16 protein-coding genes and 1 tRNA gene are annotated in these 17,932 nt (G+C 52.2%); 13 read left to right on the plus strand and 4 right to left on the minus strand.

Annotated features, from left to right (window positions below; all coding sequences use genetic code 11):
* The first annotated feature begins 119 nt into the window (after window positions 1-119).
* The 7 genes from ACI31J_RS02535 (at window position 120) to ACI31J_RS02565 (ending at window position 5,892) form a co-directional block, all read left to right on the plus strand.
* Window positions 120-1,001: a LysR family transcriptional regulator gene (locus ACI31J_RS02535; RefSeq protein WP_439772879.1), complete on the plus strand. Its 882-nt coding sequence runs from the start codon at window positions 120-122 to the stop codon at window positions 999-1,001.
* Between the two features lie 106 nt (window positions 1,002-1,107).
* Entirely contained in the window at window positions 1,108-1,899 is a 792-nt protein-coding gene (locus tag ACI31J_RS02540) for a PhzF family phenazine biosynthesis protein (RefSeq protein WP_439772880.1), read from the plus strand.
* Window positions 1,900-2,017: 118 nt separating this feature from the next.
* Window positions 2,018-2,090: transfer RNA gene (locus ACI31J_RS02545), tRNA-Thr, on the plus strand.
* 203 nt (window positions 2,091-2,293) lie between these two features.
* Complete coding sequence (locus tag ACI31J_RS02550; RefSeq protein WP_439772881.1) at window positions 2,294-2,545, plus strand: AbrB/MazE/SpoVT family DNA-binding domain-containing protein; 252 nt, start codon at window positions 2,294-2,296, stop codon at window positions 2,543-2,545.
* 2 nt (window positions 2,546-2,547) lie between these two features.
* Window positions 2,548-2,952 (plus strand): type II toxin-antitoxin system death-on-curing family toxin, encoded by a 405-nt coding sequence (locus tag ACI31J_RS02555; protein WP_439772882.1) that lies wholly within the window; start codon window positions 2,548-2,550, stop codon window positions 2,950-2,952.
* A 593-nt stretch (window positions 2,953-3,545) separates the two neighbouring features.
* Window positions 3,546-4,499 carry a zinc-binding alcohol dehydrogenase family protein gene (locus tag ACI31J_RS02560; RefSeq protein ID WP_439772883.1) on the plus strand — a complete coding sequence of 318 codons (954 nt, stop codon included), beginning with the start codon at window positions 3,546-3,548 and terminating at the stop codon, window positions 4,497-4,499.
* 55 nt (window positions 4,500-4,554) lie between these two features.
* Window positions 4,555-5,892 (plus strand): replication-associated recombination protein A, encoded by a 1,338-nt coding sequence (locus tag ACI31J_RS02565; RefSeq protein WP_439772884.1) that lies wholly within the window; start codon window positions 4,555-4,557, stop codon window positions 5,890-5,892.
* Between the two features lie 148 nt (window positions 5,893-6,040).
* Here the strand turns inward: ACI31J_RS02565 and ACI31J_RS02570 are convergent, their stop codons facing one another.
* Window positions 6,041-6,595: a TetR/AcrR family transcriptional regulator gene (locus ACI31J_RS02570; protein WP_439772885.1), complete on the minus strand. Its 555-nt coding sequence runs from the start codon at window positions 6,593-6,595 to the stop codon at window positions 6,041-6,043.
* Between the two features lie 124 nt (window positions 6,596-6,719).
* Between ACI31J_RS02570 and ACI31J_RS02575 the strand changes: the two genes are divergently transcribed.
* Window positions 6,720-7,445 (plus strand): SDR family NAD(P)-dependent oxidoreductase, encoded by a 726-nt coding sequence (locus ACI31J_RS02575; protein WP_439772886.1) that lies wholly within the window; start codon window positions 6,720-6,722, stop codon window positions 7,443-7,445.
* A gap of 156 nt (window positions 7,446-7,601) precedes the next feature.
* Here ACI31J_RS02575 and ACI31J_RS02580 read toward each other — a convergent pair whose 3' ends face one another.
* Window positions 7,602-8,693, minus strand: coding sequence for an FRG domain-containing protein (locus ACI31J_RS02580; RefSeq protein WP_439772887.1), 1,092 nt, complete (start codon window positions 8,691-8,693; stop codon window positions 7,602-7,604).
* Between the two features lie 195 nt (window positions 8,694-8,888).
* On the opposite strand from ACI31J_RS02580, the gene ACI31J_RS02585 reads away from it, so the two are divergent.
* From ACI31J_RS02585 to ACI31J_RS02600, 4 genes are all read left to right on the plus strand, one after another.
* Complete coding sequence (locus ACI31J_RS02585; RefSeq protein WP_439772888.1) at window positions 8,889-9,893, plus strand: LacI family DNA-binding transcriptional regulator; 1,005 nt, start codon at window positions 8,889-8,891, stop codon at window positions 9,891-9,893.
* Window positions 9,894-10,061: 168 nt separating this feature from the next.
* Window positions 10,062-11,996 (plus strand): glycoside-pentoside-hexuronide (GPH):cation symporter, encoded by a 1,935-nt coding sequence (locus ACI31J_RS02590; protein WP_439772889.1) that lies wholly within the window; start codon window positions 10,062-10,064, stop codon window positions 11,994-11,996.
* A 14-nt stretch (window positions 11,997-12,010) separates the two neighbouring features.
* On the plus strand, window positions 12,011-14,020 hold the full coding sequence (locus ACI31J_RS02595) for a beta-galactosidase (RefSeq protein WP_439772890.1): 2,010 nt from the start codon (window positions 12,011-12,013) through the stop codon (window positions 14,018-14,020).
* A gap of 202 nt (window positions 14,021-14,222) precedes the next feature.
* The gene (locus tag ACI31J_RS02600) at window positions 14,223-14,726 is read left to right on the plus strand and encodes a GNAT family N-acetyltransferase (protein WP_439772891.1); all 504 of its coding nucleotides are present in this window, start codon (window positions 14,223-14,225) and stop codon (window positions 14,724-14,726) included.
* Between the two features lie 54 nt (window positions 14,727-14,780).
* On the opposite strand, the gene ACI31J_RS02605 is transcribed toward ACI31J_RS02600, so the two are convergent.
* Entirely contained in the window at window positions 14,781-16,196 is a 1,416-nt protein-coding gene (locus tag ACI31J_RS02605; RefSeq protein ID WP_439772892.1) for a Na+/H+ antiporter NhaC family protein, read from the minus strand.
* A 460-nt stretch (window positions 16,197-16,656) separates the two neighbouring features.
* Here ACI31J_RS02605 and ACI31J_RS02610 point away from each other — a divergent pair, with 460 nt between their 5' ends.
* Window positions 16,657-16,866, plus strand: coding sequence for a hypothetical protein (locus ACI31J_RS02610; RefSeq protein WP_439772893.1), 210 nt, complete (start codon window positions 16,657-16,659; stop codon window positions 16,864-16,866).
* A 120-nt stretch (window positions 16,867-16,986) separates the two neighbouring features.
* Here the strand turns inward: ACI31J_RS02610 and ACI31J_RS02615 are convergent, their stop codons facing one another.
* Entirely contained in the window at window positions 16,987-17,748 is a 762-nt protein-coding gene (locus ACI31J_RS02615) for an acetoin reductase (RefSeq protein ID WP_439772894.1), read from the minus strand.
* Window positions 17,749-17,932 lie beyond the last annotated feature (184 nt).

A 17,932-nucleotide genomic window follows, 5' to 3' on the forward strand; every position in this document is an offset into this window, starting at 1 on the left:
AGCCGCATAAATAATTTTTCTATTTGAACTGTATACTTGACAGGCAATAGTGCCATTTTCAGCAAAGTCTTGGTCGGTTTCTTATTATTTTCATATTAAAATAAGGTTCAAAGGGAGGGATGATTGTGAATCGCTACATTGCTTTTCAAAAGGTGGTGGAGACGGGGAGCTTCACGAAGGCGGCCGCTGAGCTAGGGTACACCCAGTCGTCGGTCAGCCAGATGATCGCGGCCCTGGAGGAAGAGCTGGGGCTCAAGCTGCTTATCCGTTCCCACAACGGCATCCATCTGACGGCCGAGGGGCGAAAGATTTATCCGGTAATCCTGAAAAGCATTCACCAGTTTCAGCGTGTTGAGGCGAAGGCCAATGAGATCAAGGGGCTGAATAAGGATGTTATTCGAATCGGCACGATTTCCAGCATCACCTGTCACTGGCTACCAATGTTGATCAAGGCGTTTAAGAAGAAGTATCCGGGGGTGGAATTTGTCATGTATCAGGGGGACTACAATTCCATCGCCACCTGGCTCAAGAACGGCGCAATTGATATCGGCTTTACGACCCCGGCGATGACGACCGGCCTGGAGATCATCCCCATCAAGCAAGGGGAAATGCAGGCAATCCTCCCCGTCGACCACCCGTTAGCCCAGCACCCTGGTCAGCCGCTGCCGATTAGCCAGCTGGCCGGCGAACCGATCATTTTGCTGGAGGAGGGGACCTATAGCGAACCCCTGAACGCCTTTGCGGCCGCGGGGATCGAGCCCAAGGTGGAATACCGGATTCACGATGATTACGCGATCATGACCATGGTGGAGGCCGGGCTGGGGATCAGTATTTTGGCCAACCTCGTCCTCTTACGGATGCCATTTAAGCTGGTGCGGCGGCCGCTGGAACCACGGGTGACCCGGGAAATTGGCGTGGCCTTCGTGAAGCGCCAGGAACTCTCCCTGGCGAGTCAATTCTTTGTCGACGAGATCCAGGCAATGGCCGACCGGTTACCCTAGGAGTAGTATTAATTTTCCTAATGTTACTATTAAAATTATTCGTTTCCCTAATGAAAGTTGGCTGATTATAATGTGATTAATCTGATTTAACAAAGGGATGATCCGAATGATTAAGATGGATATTGCAGACGCCTTCACCGACCAGTTGTTTAAGGGCAACCCCGCGGCAATCTGTTTTGTCGATAGGTGGCCAAGTGAGGAAACGATGAAGAAGGTTGCGCTGGAAAACCGCTTTTCCGAGACGGCCTTCACCATCCGCCAGGCCCCGGACCACTATCTGTTACGCTGGTTCACGCCGGGTGGTGAGATCGACCTGTGCGGGCACGCAACATTGGCGACGGCCTTCGTGATCTTCCAAACCGCGGCCCCGCAACACACCGCAACGCTGACCTTTACGACGACCATGAGCGGGGACCTCACCGTTACCAAGAACGGGGACCTGTACGAGATGAATTTCCCGTCCTATGACCTGAAGCAAATCCCGGTAACGCCGGCGATGACCGCCGCGTTTGGCGCCCGGCCGCAGGAAGCCTACCTGGGGCGGGACCTCCTGTGTGTCTTTGATGACGCCGAAGAGGTCGAAAAGATGACCCCCGACCAAGCCCAGTTGGCCAACCTGCCCGGGCTCCTGCAACACGCCACAGCCCGAGGACAAGAGTTTGATTGTGTGTCCCGGTCGTTTGCTCCTAAGCTATCTGTCACCGAGGACCCGGTTTGCGGGAGCGGCCATTGCCACATCGTTCCGTACTGGGCGCGGAAGCTCGGCCAGACCCACCTGGTTGCCTACCAGGCGTCAAAGCGGGGCGGTGTTCTATACTGTGACTACCGTGGGCAAGAGACCACCCTTGCCGGTAAGGCAGTGCTCTATTCCAGCGGCCAGCTGAATATTGAGGAGTGATTGAATGCTTTTGTGAATGGCAGTTTTTCCTCAGCTGTTGTTTAATTTGGCGAATTAATTTAATTTTCCTCTTTCAATTTTAAACGTGATCTGCTATACTACTATTTGTTGGTTAAATGCTGACTTAGCTCAGTTGGCAGAGCACGTCATTAGTAATGATGAGGTCGGAGGTTCGAATCCTCTAGTCAGCACTATATAAAGAACCCTCTAACAATTAACTGGTGGTTATCGTTAGAGGGTTCTTTTGTATGTCTTGATTATGTTCGTGATAGAATCCTTTGATATCAATTGCTGCGGCCTTTAGAAAACGATGATGTTAAGCGTGGTAATATGAACGGACTCTGGTATATACTATAACCACAAATGTATATACAAAGAGGAAGGGGTTTTAATAATGGTTATTAAGTCACCGACCAAAATCTTTAAGTCCGGCAATTCGAGTGCCGTACGAATTAGTAAGGATGTTATGGAAGCTGCAGGGCTAAAAGTTGATGATAAAGTCAATGTAACATTTAATTCTCACGATGGCAGTGTTGTTATTAAGGCTGCCAATACCGATAAGAAATTCCATGATCATTTTTCTGATATTTTAGATAAAAGCTTGGATGAAGACCAAGCAGTATTAGATTTCCTAAAGGATAAGTAAACATGGAATACCTGACTGAGGAAGAGCTAATTGAGATTAATCGGCGAATAATTCTGCGAGCTGGTGAAGGTTCAATCGGGGTATTAGATCATAATGGATTAAACAGTGTCGTTGAATCACCAAAACAGGTGTTCTTTGGGCGTGAGGCCTATCCAACGGTTTGGCTCAAAGCAGCTTACTATCTACAGAAGATTACGAAGAAGCATGTTTTTGCTGATGGAAACAAGCGAACGGCCTTAGAAGCTGCAAAGATATTCTTGATTCTTAATGGAATTAAACTTCATTTTGAAGGAATTGAGGCCGGTAGGGTTGTTTTAACTGTTACCAACTCTCCGGATTCAGAAGAAGTCATGTTAAAAGTGGCGGAATATTTGAAGAAACATCAAGTTAAGAGGAAAAGTAATTAAACAGCGAATATCGATTACTTACTGAGCATAAAATTGAGGTACTGACGGTTGAGTTAGTTGCTCAATTTAACATAAATAAATGGCTTTAACATTTGAAGCACACTTCTTGCCAGCGCTGGCTTCTTGGTCCGCTATCCCCGGCAAAGCTGAAGAAATGCGACAAATTGTCGATAACTGGATAACCAGTGCGTTGCTACACTTAGGTTTGGCGAAAAGCCGGGATAAGATGGTGGACATTCTGAACGTCAAATCCTTTTCCGTCGGGGCGGCTTATTGCTGGCGGTCGGCCTGCTTACCTTCACGACGTCGCTGGATACCGTGCTTGTCAATATTGCGATTCCTAAGATTTCCGTAGAGCTCGATATGCTACATCGGCTAATTAGTAGGAAGTACCGGCATCAAGCATTCGAACTATAAATGCTTGATGCCGGTTCTTTCTATCACTAAATGTAATATAATATGTTACAATTAATAATGAACACTAACTATCGCAGTTATTCAAATGCATAATTATGACTGAGAAAAGTAATCTTGAATCCAATAATATGTAACTAATATAGTTACGGATTGTTAAGGGAGAGGAGGAGTAGCGGATGAAAGCAGTTGTGATTAATGAACCAGGTGGCCCGGAGAAGCTCATTTACCAAGACGTTCCGACGCCAACGACCAAACCGGGCTGGTCGCTGGTCAAAATCAAGGGCTTCGGGATCAACCATTCTGAAATCTTTACCCGAAAGGGCCTCTCACCGACCGTGAAGTTTCCCCGGATCCTGGGCATTGAATGTGTGGGGGTCATTGCCGACACCACGGATCCGCATCGCCTTCCCACAGGGCAACGGGTGGTTTCGATCATGGGTGAGATGGGCCGGGCCTTTGACGGCTCCTACGCCGAGTACACTCTTCTGCCCAACGACCAGATCTACCCGGTAACCACCGGTCTAGACTGGATGACGCTGGCGACCGCGCCAGAGACCTACTACACGGCCTATGGCTCGCTGAAGAACCTGCGCCTGACTCCCAGCGACCGCGTCCTGGTCCGTGGCGCCACCAGCGGGGTTGGCGTGGCCTTCGTCAACCTGGTCAAAGCCTGCTACCCGGGAATCCAGGTTGCCGGGACGACCCGAAGTCTGGCTAAGCGCGACCTGCTGCTTGCCCAGGGTTTCGATGCGGTCATTGAGGACCGCGCAGGCGTATTACAGACGGATCAGAGATTCACCAAGGCGCTGGAGCTAATCGGCCCGGCAACTACCAAGGACACCTTCAAACACGTTGCCGCGGGCGGGATCGTCTGCAGCACCGGTCAGCTGGGCAACCAGTGGTACCTGCCGAAGTTTGATCCCATCATGGACCTTGCCCCGAACGCCTACCTCACCAGCTTCTACTCGGGCAACGTCGATGACGAGAAGCTGAATGCCATGCTGAGACTGATCGAGGAAAAGCACGTGACCGTCAAGCCGACCAAGATCTTTTCCCTGGCGGAAGTTCCGCAAGCCCACGCCTTCCTTGAGAGCAAACAGAGCTTTGGCAAGGTGATCGTGTTAAATTAAAAAGTGCCTCCCAGGTTGCGGCCTAGGAGGTTAATTTGGTCGAAAGGAGCGCACCATGCATAAGGATCTTTCGCTATTCGCCAGCGCAAACAACAGCAATCCATTCAAACAACCGTTGGCGGACCGGATGCGGCCGCAAACCCTCGCCGAGATGGTAGGACAGGAGCACCTGTTGGCCCCGGGCAAACCGTTGCACCAGATCATCGCCCGCCACATCCCGATCCCGCTCATCCTGTGGGGACCGCCGGGGACGGGGAAGACCACGCTGGCCCACGTGATTGCCAACGAACTTCACTATCCCTTTGAGCAGTTCAACGCCAGCATTGAGAATAAGTCCCAGCTGACCAAGCTAATCGACCAGCATCCCCGGGAGTCGTTTGTCCTCCTGCTGGATGAAATTCACCGGCTGACCAAGCCCCTCCAGGACTTCCTATTGCCCTACCTGGAAAATGGCCACGTCCTCTTGATCGGGGCCACGACCGAGAACCCGATCATGTCGCTGGTCCCGGCGATTCGCTCCCGCTGTCAAATCTTCGAGTTTCACCCGTTGAAGACGGCGGATATCCAGCAGATGGTGGAGCGGGCGGCCCACCAGGTCTTTGATTACCAGATTCCGGCCGACATTGCCCACATGATCGCCAACGCCGGCAACGGGGATGTCCGCACCGCGCTGAACGTCCTGGATACCCTGCACGCCATGTACCAGAACGACCTGACCCTTGACCAGGTGAAGAATTTCAGCCGCCAGCAGCACCTGGCCTACGACAAGGACGCCACCCAGCATTATGATTACCTGTCGGCCTGGCGGGATTCAGTGGAGGGGTCCGACGCGGATGCGGCCCTGTACTACCTGGCCGTCCTGCTGGAGGCGGGGGACCTGGAATCGGTCGTGCGGAGTCTGAAGGACATGAGTGCCCTCGACCTGGGACTGGCTGATCCGGCCCGGACTGCCCAGGTGATTACCCTGGCCAACACCGCCCTGGAGATTGGCCTGCCCCGGGCCAGTACCCACGTGGCGATGGCAACGATGATGCTGGCGATCAGTCCGCGGTCCGATTCGGTGATGCAGGCCTACCGGCGGGCTGCCCGGGACGCGAAGAACGCGAGTCAGCACCCGATGCCCGCCTACCTGCGCGATTCTCACTATAAGGGCGCGGATAAGCTGCGCGGGGCGGGCTTGATGAAGAACATGTTTGCTGAACCCAAGAAGGTCGCCAAACAGCCCTACCTGCCAGCGGACCTGATCGGCCGGCATTACTACGAGCCGGCGCCGAATAAAAACGAACAGCAGCTGTACTACCAGTACCAGAAGCTATTTGAGTACGTCTACCAGCAGCCCTTCAGGCCCGATCCCGACATGAGCCACTTCGACCACTTTAATCCGTACCAATAAAATAACTAATACACCGCGATGGTGATAATGCCCGCCAAGCTTACGGATGAAATAGGAGACATCTGTAAATTTGACGGGCATTTAATGTTGGTCAAAAAGCATCTATGCTGGTAAACAACGTCAAAATCGAAATCTTTTGCTCCGCTGATCAATCAGAATGCTCGGCGGTGATTTCACCCCTTGCCCTAATTTGTAGTTGGGTAATGAGGGTCGCGACTTCTTCTATCGAAAGCTGATTAGGCACTGAAAGCCAATACGTAACTAGGCTGTTGGTCCCGGAAACTACGTAATGCGTTACTGCTTGAAAACGTTGATTATCTATCGCCGTATTTTGCGGCCAGAGCTTGTGGCTAGTGTATTTCTGTGCAATGATTGCAAAAAGTTTGGGCATAAGTAAGCCGCTCCGGCTGAACTGAAGGAACAGCCGCTGATGGTGACGTAAATACCTGATCGCAGCAATGATTTCGTTGCGGTTAGTAATGCCATATTTATCCGCAAATGGGAAGTGGCAAACTAATTCATCCGCCGTTTCATCAATTAAATCATTGATGCTGCGGTAATGAAGATAGAAGGTTGAGCGATTCAGGTCAGCTTGCCGGCAAAGACTTCTTACTGAGATGTCCGCCAATGAATGACTAGCTAGTTCACGTTCGAGGGCCTCTTGAAAAAGCAATCTTGTTAACCTTGAACGACGATTTTCCACTTATATCAACACACTTTCACATTTTGTCTATCTATTAACCGGTATTGTTAAAACTGTTCATAGCCATTATACCAAAATACCGCTTACACTTTAGTTGTAGAAACTTAGTAAGGAGGAACGAACAATGACTCAATTAACGGGTAAGGTCGCGATTGTTACTGGTGGTGCAAACGGAATCGGCCAGGGAATTGTTAATGAGTTCCTAAAGGCCGGGGCCAAAGTAATCATCGCTGATATTCAAGACGCTGGAGAAGGCCAGCCGGGCGTCTCATTCCATCACTTAGATGTAACTAGTGATGAACAATGGCAAAATTTATTTGAAGACGTCACCAAGGAGTTTGGTAAGGTAGACATCTTGGTAAATAATGCTGGGATCGGGCCGATTAACGATATTGAGCATATTACATTGGACGACTGGCACAAGGTCTTGGCGGTTGATTTGGATGGGGTAATGCTAGGGACCCACTATGGTGTGATTAACATGAAAGAACACGGCGGCGCAATCATTAACATTGCTTCCGTGGGTGCCCATATGCCTAGCGCCGTTACGATTGCCTACGGAGCAGCTAAGGCTGGTGTCGTGATGCTCAGTAAGGATGCGGCCGGCTACTGTCATGACCACCATTACCCGGTCCGCGTAAACATCGTCAATCCGGGCGTTATCGGTACTCCATTGCTGAAGAAGAGCATGGCGCCCGCTGCCCGTGAGCACATGGAGAAAGCTAACCTATTGGGGGATCCAGCCGACATCGGGAAGATGGCCACCTTCTTAGGCTCCGCGGATGCGAAATTCTGTAATGGTTGCGAGTACGTCGTTGATGGTGGACTTCAAGTAACTAATGCTCAGTAAATGGTGTCAGCCCATAAAAAGAGACGAGATAGCAAATTGTTGTTAGCTCGTCTCTTACGTTTAAATTAGGCTAATTACTTACATACACAACTGGCCAAAGGGGAGTGTTGCTTTACATTCCTGTGATTGCAGGTCGACAGCAAAGCAGTGCGGACGTTAAAGCCCCAGATAACGGTCCTTGATCATCTCGGCCTTCTTGGCATGGTCCTCAGGGTAGATGAAGCTGTAATCAATCCCAAGCTTGGCCAGCTCATCGAGGATCGACCGCTTGTACTGTGCGGGGATGATGTATTTTTCCTTCTCGTCTGGATTATCTGGATTGTAAAGACTGAGGACATCGATTGCTGCTTGGGCCCGCCGTTCGACCTCGGGATAGACGATGTCGACGGACTGGTCGTATTCGTCGCCGATGAAAGGCACGAAGAGGAAGAGCCCCTGCTGGTTTTCCATTCGCCGGCTCATCCGCTTGATCGTGACGATCTTAGGCACGATCAGCTCCAGTGGATTCAGCTTATTGGCGAAGCTGGGGATGTCGCGCTTAGCCTCCTCAAACAGGCGGAGGAAGGGGATTGTCTGGAGGTCCCGTTTGAAGCTGGCGAAGTAGTCGGACTCCTCGTGTTCGAAGTAGTTCAGGTAGTCATCGCTCCAGAGACGATGCTGCTGGGCGATGTAGGTGTTGTCCCGCTGGTAGAACTTCTTGATGGTCTGGAAGAAAGCACTCTTGTCGGCCATTGACTGCCGGGCCAGTGAGGACTCAAGCTGCATCTCGTTAGAAAAGGCGTTCTTCTTGAAGTAGTTGTGGTTGGCCAGCCCGGTTTTGAACTGGTATTCGGCGATCAGGTTGGGCCAGCCCTGCTGCTTCAGCATTGCCGCCAGCTTGTCCCGGTTTGGCCGGTCCTTGTAGACGTAGACCTCGCCATTGCCCTGACCGCCCTTGACCGCGAAGAAGAGAGCGATCAGCGGGTTGGTGCTGACGTCGAGCAGGCGGGTCGGCAGGTGGTAGTGTTCCATCAGGGCCATCCGTTCGAAGTTGGTCCGGCACTTCTCGAAGAGCTGGGGGTCGGCCATCAGGAAGTCGTTGAACAGGTTGTCTTCATTGTCAAGCAGCTTGCGGCTCCGGAAGATCGCCGGCAGGGTGTTAGAGAAGGCGTCGTCTTGTCCCCGGAAGTAGTAGTTATGGCCCTTGTTGTTGATGAGTTTTTCGATTTCTTCAATATAGTTGGAAACGGTCTGAATGTTGTGGATCATCTGCTTTGCCCCCCTATGTAAAACGGTCGTCGCTTATCACTGATAATAATATATTTTGTGAAGCGGTAAGGCAAGCCACCTCCTTTGACCATCACCGGCGAAAGACTTATGGCCAATTTCCAACGGGACCGTGATAGAATAAGAAATGGTAGCGGGAAATTCCCGCAATAATTACTGAAAGAAAAGGGATGTGGCATGGCAACAATCAAGGAAATTGCGGAGAAGTCAGGATTTTCACCAGCGACGGTGTCACGTTTACTGAATAATGATCCTAACCTGTCGATTACGCCCAATACGCGGAGCCGGATCATGGCCGCTGCTGAGGAGCTGGGCTACTGGAACGACCACCGCAAGCAGGATACGATTCGGCCGAACATTGCCCTCCTGTACCGTGTTGACATCAAGGAACAACTTCAGGATGAGTACTTTTCCTCACTGAAGGATGCCCTGCTGAAGGTGATTAAGCAGGCGGGGATGCAGGTGGAGGTCTTCGAGCACATCGCCGACCTGGTGAAACGCGCCACGGAGTTTCAGGGATTCATCGGGGTGGGCCCACACCGGCTGACGCATCAGAAGCTGGCCGGCCTGCATGCGGCCCTGCCCAACGGGGTCTTTATTGATATCAATCCGGATCCCGAACTATTTGATTCCGTGCGGCCCAATCTGACGTTGACGATCAGGGATGCTCTCCAGCGGCTCACGGCGGCGGGCAAACACCGGATTGGCTTCATCGGCGGGACGGGGCTTAATTTTGACCAGGTCCAGCAACCGGATATTCGGGAGATGGCCTTCCGGGAATTCACCAGCGTCAACGCTGAGATTACCGAGGCCCCGATGTTTGTGGGCGGCCCCTTCAACATCGAGAATGGTTATGGCCTGGGGAAGAAGGCACTGGCTGTGTGTGCCGACCATCTGCCGGATGCCTTTGTTGTCGCTTCCGATACCCTGAGTGTCGGGGTCCTGCAGGCGTTCAACGAAGCCGGGGTGATCGTTCCCCGGGATACGGCCGTGATCAGCATTAACAACAGCGAGGTGGCACGTTATGTTTCGCCGCCGCTGACCTCATATAATATCAACCAGGAGACGCTTGGCCGGATGGCGATTCAACTGCTTCGGGACTTGATTGTCCATCCAGACCGGCCCCGCGTCCACCTGACGGTTAATACCGACCTGGTAGTGCGGAAGAGCTTTGCCAATTAATTACTCCATTAGCGTGGCGGTCACGAACTGCCGCGCTTTTTTAAATCCCTTTAGTAAATTATTTACTTTATTTTGATAAACTATTTACTAAAGGGGCATAAAGAATTATACTGTTCACTGTAAACGGTTACATGTTTTTAGCGATAATGCTTTTAGGAGGTCAGTTTTATGGCACAGGGTCATAAGTTAACGGCCAAGCAGTGGATCTCACGGGCATCCTTCTGTTTTGGTAATGTTGGTCACTCGGCATTTTACGGGGTAATGAGTACCTACTTCATTATCTTCGTTACCGGGGGTATGTTTAATGGTTTGGAAAAATCGGTTGCCGACAAGCTGATCGGTTTGATTACGGGACTGATCGTGGCAGTCCGAATCCTTGAGCTGGTGATCGACCCGCTCTTAGGGAACATCGTTGATAATACCAAGACGCGGTGGGGGAAGTTCAAGCCCTGGATCATGATCGGGAACATCGTCAGTGTCGTTTTGCTGCTGATCCTGTTTACCGGGATTTTCGGCCTGGCCAAGGTCAACTGGGTGCTCTTTGCCATCCTGTTCGTGATCATCTTCATCGGCTTTGATGTCTTCTATTCATTCTCGGACGTCTCTTATTGGGGCATGGTGCCGGCATTGAGTGAAGACTCTGCAGAGCGTGGTGTTTATACCTCGCTAGGTGCCTTTGCCGGGACGATTGGTTGGAACGGTTTGACCATTATCGTGGTTCCGGTGGTAACGTTCTTTACCTACCTTGCGACGGGTCAGCACAAGGAAGGCCCAGCCGGCTGGTTTGCCTTTGCGGCGATCGTTTCCATTGTTGCCCTCCTGAGTGCCTTGGCAGTCTGCCTCGGAACCAAGGAAAAGCACAACATCATTCGGAACTCTGCCCAGGACAAGACGACCATCCGTGAAGTCTTTTCCGCCATTTTCCACAATGACCAGATCCTCTGGCCAAGTCTGGCATACCTCCTGTACTCATGCGCGTATGTTATTACTAACGGGGTGCTCTTCTACCTGTACAAGTTCGTCATCGGTAAGCCGGGTGAATTCTGGATCGTTGGGGTAATTGCCACCATCATCGGTTTCTGCACCAGTCCACTCTTCCCGGTATTGAACAAGTTCATCCCGCGGAAGTGGCTATTCACTGCGGGCCAGGTTTCAATGTCGTTGGCATACGTGATCTTTATCTTCTTCCGGTCCAACGTCTTCATGATGGACCTCGGGCTGGTACTCTTTAACATCAACTTTGCCCAGCTGGTAACGGTCCTGACGCTGACCGATGCCATCGAATATGGGCAATTGAAGAACGGTCAACGGAACGAGGCCGTGGTCCTGGCGGTTCGGCCAATGATCGATAAGCTGACCGGGGCCATTTCAAACGGGCTGGTCGGTTACATCGCGATCGCTGCCGGGATGACCGGGACGGCCACGGCTGCTGACATGACGGCTCACGATATTCGGACCTTCGATAGCATGGCCTTCTATATTCCACTGGTGTTTGCCTTGCTGGCAATCGTGGTCTTCTTAACGAAGGTTACCCTGAGTGAGAAGAAGCACGCAGAAGTGGTTGAAGAATTGAAGGACAAGCTGGCAACGGGGGATGATGGTGCCGCTACTGGCGAGGCCGCTGCTACTAAGGCTGCTGAAGTTAAGGAAGTGACGGTCTGCGCACCAGTTGATGGTAAACTCGTGCCGATGAAGGAAGTCGTCGACCAAGATGGCAAGCCATTCCCTGGGAAGGGATTTGCCATTCAACCAACGAACAACCACATCTATGCCCCGTTTGATGGAAAGATTCGCTTCACCTTTGGAACTCGTCATGCCTTCGGAATCGTTTCCGATGACGGTCTGGAGCTGCTGGTCCACGTCGGAGTCGGCACTGTTAACATGCGCGGTGAGGGCTTCGTCAGCCATTACGCCGATGGTCAGGCTGTCAAGAAGGGTGACCTGCTCTTGGACTTCGACCGCCAGCTGATTCAAAACACCGGCTACCAGGATACGGTGGTCAGCTTCTTTACTCAGCCACACCGGATCGAGGACGTCACGCCGATCAACTACGGCAGTGGTGTTAAGCATGGTGATCAGGTAACAACGGTTAAATTTAAGTAAGGGAGGCAATTGCCATGGATAAAAAGAAACTTCCCCGTTTTCTCTACGGCGGTGACTATAATCCGGAACAGTGGCCGGCAGAGACGTGGACCAAGGACATTCAGATTTTCAAGCAGGCGGATATTAACTCAGCCACGATCAACGTTTTCTCCTGGGCACTACTGGAACCGCGAGAGGGTGAATATGACTTTACCAAGCTTGACCAGATTGTGGATGAACTATCCGCGGCGGGCTTCGACATTGTGATGGCTACCTCGACCGCGGCTATGCCGGCCTGGATGTTCAAGAAGTACCCAGACGTGGCCCGGGTGGACTATCAGGGCCGACGACACGTCTTCGGTCAACGGCACAACTTCTGCCCGACCAGTTCGAACTACCAGCGGCTCGCCAGCGACCTGGTCACCCAGTTGGCTAAGCGATACGGCAATAATTCCCATATCGTTGCCTGGCACGTCAATAACGAGTACGGCGGCAACTGCTACTGTGACCACTGCGCCGCGGCCTTTCGTCAGTGGCTGAAGGACCGTTATCAGACCCTCGATAATCTCAATCAGGCCTGGAACATGAACGTGTGGAGCCACACCATCAATGATTGGGACGAGATCGTGGTACCAAACGAACTCGGGGATGCCTGGGGACCCGAGGGCACGGAGACGATCGTGGCGGGGCTGTCGATCGACTACCTGCGCTTCCAGTCTACAGCCATGCTTGACCTGTTCAGGATGGAAAAGCGCATTATCGAAAAATACGCCCCGATGATTCCGGTGACCACCAACTTCCACAGCCTGCCGAACAAGCTGGTGGACTACCAAGAGTGGGCCCACGAACAGGACATCATTTCCTACGACAGCTACCCGGCCTATGATATGCCGGTCTACCAGCCGGCCTTCCTCTACGACCTGATGCGGACGCTGAAGCACCAGCCGTTCATGCTGATGGAATCGACTCCGGCCCAGGTCAACTGGCAGCCGTACAGTCCGCTCAAACGACCAGGTCAGATGCGGGCCACCGAGCTGCAGGCCGTGGCCCACGGGGCGGATACCGTCCAGTTCTTCCAACTGAAACAGGCCCTCGGCGGCTCGGAAAAGTTCCATAGCGCCGTAATTGCTCATTCCGGCCGGACCGATACCCGAGCCTTCAAGGAGGTTGCCCAACTGGGACATGACCTTAAACACGTCGGCCCAGTGATCAAGGGGTCTGATGTGCACGCCAAAGTCGGGATCGTCTTTGACTGGAGCAACTTCTGGTCATTCGAGTACGTCGATGGGATTACCAAGGAACTTCAATACGTGCCGATCATCTTGGACTACTACCGGCAGTTCTATGACCGAAACATCCCAACGGACGTGATTAGCGTTGACGACGACTTCAGCCAGTACGACTTGATCGTGGCCCCAGTCCTCTACATGGTTAAGCTCGGTCTGGGTAAGAAGATTGAGCAGTACGTCGCTGCTGGCGGCCACTTCCTGACCAGCTTCATGTCGGGGATGGTTGGCCCGTCCGACAACATCTATCCGGGTGGCTACCCAGGGCCGTTGAAGGACGTCACCGGAATCTGGGTTGAGGAAAGCGATGCGGTCGTGCCGGGGCATCAGACCAAGATTAGTCTCGATGGTCAGGAATACCCGGGCCACCTGATTTGTGACTTGATTCACCTGGAAGGGGCCCAGCCCTTGGCCGAATACGCTAACGAATTCTATGCCGGGACCCCGGCAGTGACCGAGAACAAGTATGGTCGCGGGCTGGCCTGGTACGTTGGTAGCCGGCTGGATCATGACGGCTTGTGGCCGGTAATCGACCGGGCAGTGGCCGCCAGCAAGATTAAACCGTTGACGAGCCAGCCGACCAAGCTGGAGATCACCAAACGGGTCACGCCGGGTGGACAGGAATTGTACTTCGTGCTGAACATGAGTAATGACCAGCGCGAGCTTCCCCTGAAGTTCCGCGGGTACCGTGACATGTTGACTGACCGGGTTGCTCAGCCGACGTTGGAAGGTTGGGATGTCGAAATTTTGACTCGCTAATACGCCGGCTTTGATAACTTACGCAGAAGCATCCATGGAGATAATGGGTGCTTCTTTATATTAGGCAAAGTCGATTTACCAGTTAACTAAGTTAGGCCCGCCGCCCCGATTCCTTTCGATTTTGCTTTCTTGGTTATGATTACTGCTGGAATGGGTGGGGATGCATATAATAGAACGTATTAACTGCTGAGGAGTGATTACAATGAAGTTGAGCTTTGTTCGGGCCCACCGGGAGGACCTTCCTAAAATTGTGACGATTTATAACCAGATTATCCCCTCCCGCTTGGCAACGGCGGACCTGGACCCGGTGACGGTGGCCGACCGGACGGCGTGGTTTGATTCCTTTGACCAGCACCACCCGCTGTGGGTGATTAAGGATGCGGCTGGCGCTATCATCGGCTGGGTGGGGCTGGAGCCGTTCTATGGCCGGGCCGCCTTTGGCCACACCAGTGAGATCGCCATCTACATTGACCAGACGGCGCGGCACCAAGGTGTTGGTCGTCGAGCCCTCGAATACATCATTGCCCAGCTGCCACAACTGGAGATCACGGCGATTGTCGCGTACATCTTTGGCCACAATGAGCCGAGCCTGCGCCTGTTCCGTGCCTTCGCCTTTCAAAAGTGGGGAGAATTGCCGCGGGTGGCCGAACTCGATGGGGTACAACGGGATCTCGTCATCATGGGCCGACGCTTTGACCGAAATTGAAAAAATCGCCTCCGCAGACGGTCAACTTGACCGCGGGCGGAGGCGATTACTTGTTTAGGCTGGAACGGCTTGGGGGTTAGCTTGCTTCGGGGCCTTGAGGAACATTCCGGTGATCACTGCCAGGATGGTGACGATGAACGGGAAGAAAGTCCACGGGATGAACTGCAGCGGGTTGATCTGCAGGGCGCCCGCGATGAAGACCCCGGAAACACTCCACGGGATGATGGCGTTGACCGCGGCCCCGGCATCGTTCAGAATCCGGGTAAGGAACTTCCGCTTGAGCCCCAGCTGGTCGAATGACTTGAGGAAGGACTGGCCGGGCAGGATGATGGCGAGGTAGTGTTCGCCGACGAGCAGGTTGACCCCAACGCAGGTGATCGCGGTCGCCAAGGTCAGCCGCCCCGGCGTTTGGATGGCCGCGGAAATATGGTCGATGATGGCACCGATGATGTTGAACTTGATCAGCAGTCCACCGAGTGCCAGGGCGAAGACGATCAGGGCTAGCGAGGTCAGCATGCTGGCGATGCCCCCCTTGGAGAGGAGAGTGTCAATCGTTTTGTCACCGGTGTGGGAGACAAAGCCGGTCATAATGGTGTTGGTAATGGTGCTGATGCTGGTAGACGGTGCGTGGATCCAGCCAAGCAGGGCGGCAAATAATGAACCCAGGCCCAAGGAAGGGATGGCCGGAACCTGCAGGATTGCCAAGACGATCAGGAGGAGGACCGGCAGGAGGGCCCAGCCGGAGATCCAGAAGCCGTTGGCCAGACCGTGCATCATCTGGTGGACGGCGCCCAGGCTGACACTCTTAGAATTCAGACCAAGGATGGTGTAGAGGACGACGCAGATGGCCCAGGCGGGGATGTCGGTGATCATCAGGGCCTTGATGTGTTCGTAGATGCTGATCTTACCGACGCTGGCGGCGAGGTTGGTGGTCCCGGACAGCGGCGAGATGTTGGATCCGCAGAAGGCCCCGGAGACGATCACTCCAGCGGTCAGTCCCGGATTGATCTTAAGAGTGGCACCGATCCCGATGAAGGCGATCCCCATCGTGGAGACGGTTGTGAACGAACTCCCGCAGGCGATCCCGACCAGGGTGCAGACGACGAAGACGGTTGGCAGGAAAAATTTCACTGAAATGATCTTAAAACCGAAGTACATAATGGTGGGGATGGTTCCGGAAAAGATCCAGGTGGCGATCAGCACCCCGATGGAGAGGAAGATGATCAGCGGATCGACCCCGGCCCGCAGGCCACTCCGCATGCCGTCCATGACGGTGTCCCAAGAGAAGCCCCGCAACCGGCCGTAGATGGCCAGGATGGTAAAGGCGATGAATAATGGCGCTTGCGGCTCTTGTTGCTTGACGATAATCAAGTAGCCGAGAATGCACAGGATAATGATCAAGACGACGAGACTTTCACCGAACCCCAGGACGGGATCTTCCTGGCGGTCATGTTTTTTGAGTAGGCTCATAGTTAATTTCCTCCTTGATAGTAAATGAAAAAGCCAGCTAGAAATGAGACATTGCTCAATCTAGCTGGCTTTGGCGCGGTAAAGGATCCAATTTGGCTCTTTTGCTAGATTGATGACACCTAGCAAAAGTTAATTAAACACAACCCTGCTTAGGTGCGAACGTCTCTGCCCGCACCTAATTAGTGCAGACATTAATTGCGATCAGCAGCGTTGTTATAATACTTGGCTGTGTTTAATGTGAATTGAATCATTATTATTCGTTCCTTTCGTGATTTGTTGCTATTATTAAAGCATTCTCATTTTAGTTTGTCAATTCTTAATTTAAAATTAATCTTGGACCCTGAGAATTTGTTTCCTGGTCGATTGCGGAAAACTGTGTCACTAATGATTAAGAAAATTATAAAAAAGTATACACAGTTTAGGAGAAGGGCTATAATAGACAGTGAAAGGAAGCATAATCATGGAAATTAATGAAGATGCTCTTAAGAACTTCCAAAACTCGAAGTTTGATTTTGTTGATGCTAAGGGTAACGATGTTGACTACAGCAACCTGTCTGATGACGTAACGTACACGCTGCGGGACGGCGAAACGGTTGTTGAAGACAACATGAAGGTCCAAGACGTTGTTGACACAATCAACAATGAGTACGGCAAGACTGTGAATGTCTGATTTAATAACTGAATATGCTAACTTCACTAATCTTCCCAGACACTACTTGGGAAGATTTTTTGGTTTAAAAATAAAAGAGGCAGGTGTATGGGCCCGCCTCTTTACTTATAAGACTGATCATTATTCGAATTGCATACCGCCGTCGCACAGGATGGTTTGACCGGTGATGTAGTCCGCCTTGTCGCTGGCCAGGAATTCGACGACCTTGGCAACATCGTCGGGATCCGAAAGCTTGTCCAGGGCAATCAATGACTCGTAGTCGCTCATTTTCAGCCCTTGATCATCGGCAATTTTTCGCATCATTGGAGTGTCGACAATCCCAGGAGCATAGGCGTTAACGGTGATTCCCTGCTTAGCCAGGTCCCGCGCGGCCACTTGAGTAAGTCCCCGGACCGCGAACTTGGTGCTGGAGTAGAGGAGCTCATTCTTGTTGCCCCGGACCCCCGCTTGGGAGGTGGCGTTGATGATCTTGCCGATGACTTCCTTACCCTGGCGCGGCTTCTTTTCGAATTGTTCGAGGGCCGCCTGGATTCCCCACATGTCACCGGCGACGTTGACGTGCATGACCTTGTCAAACATCTCCGGGGTGACGTCCTTGATCCGGGTAACTGGACCAAGGCCAGCGTTGTTGACGAGGACGTCGAAGCTGCCGAAGTGATCGGCCGTCTGCTGAACGGCGGAGAACATTTGGCCACGATCGGCAACGTTGACGGTCACGGCTAGGGCGTCACCGCCGGCATCCTTGATCTCTTTGACCACCTGTTGGGCGTTGTCGCTGTTTAAGTCCGCAACGCTGACCGCAAAGCCGGCGTTAGCGAGCCGTTTGGCGATGGCTTTGCCAATTCCCTGACCAGCACCAGTAACCATTGCAACCTTAGTCATATTGATAACTTCCTTTCCTTAAAATAGACAAACACTATTTACAATGTCTAGCATAGTCTTATCTATAAAAAATGTAAACGATTTCAAACTTTAAAAATGAAACTAACTGTTGCAATTATGTTACGAGGGGACTATAGTAGTTAACTGTTGTGTTTCAAAAACATGACAAAGTTAGCTAGACCAA

This window comes from Limosilactobacillus sp., assembly GCF_051873075.1.
GTDB lineage: Bacteria > Bacillota > Bacilli > Lactobacillales > Lactobacillaceae > Limosilactobacillus.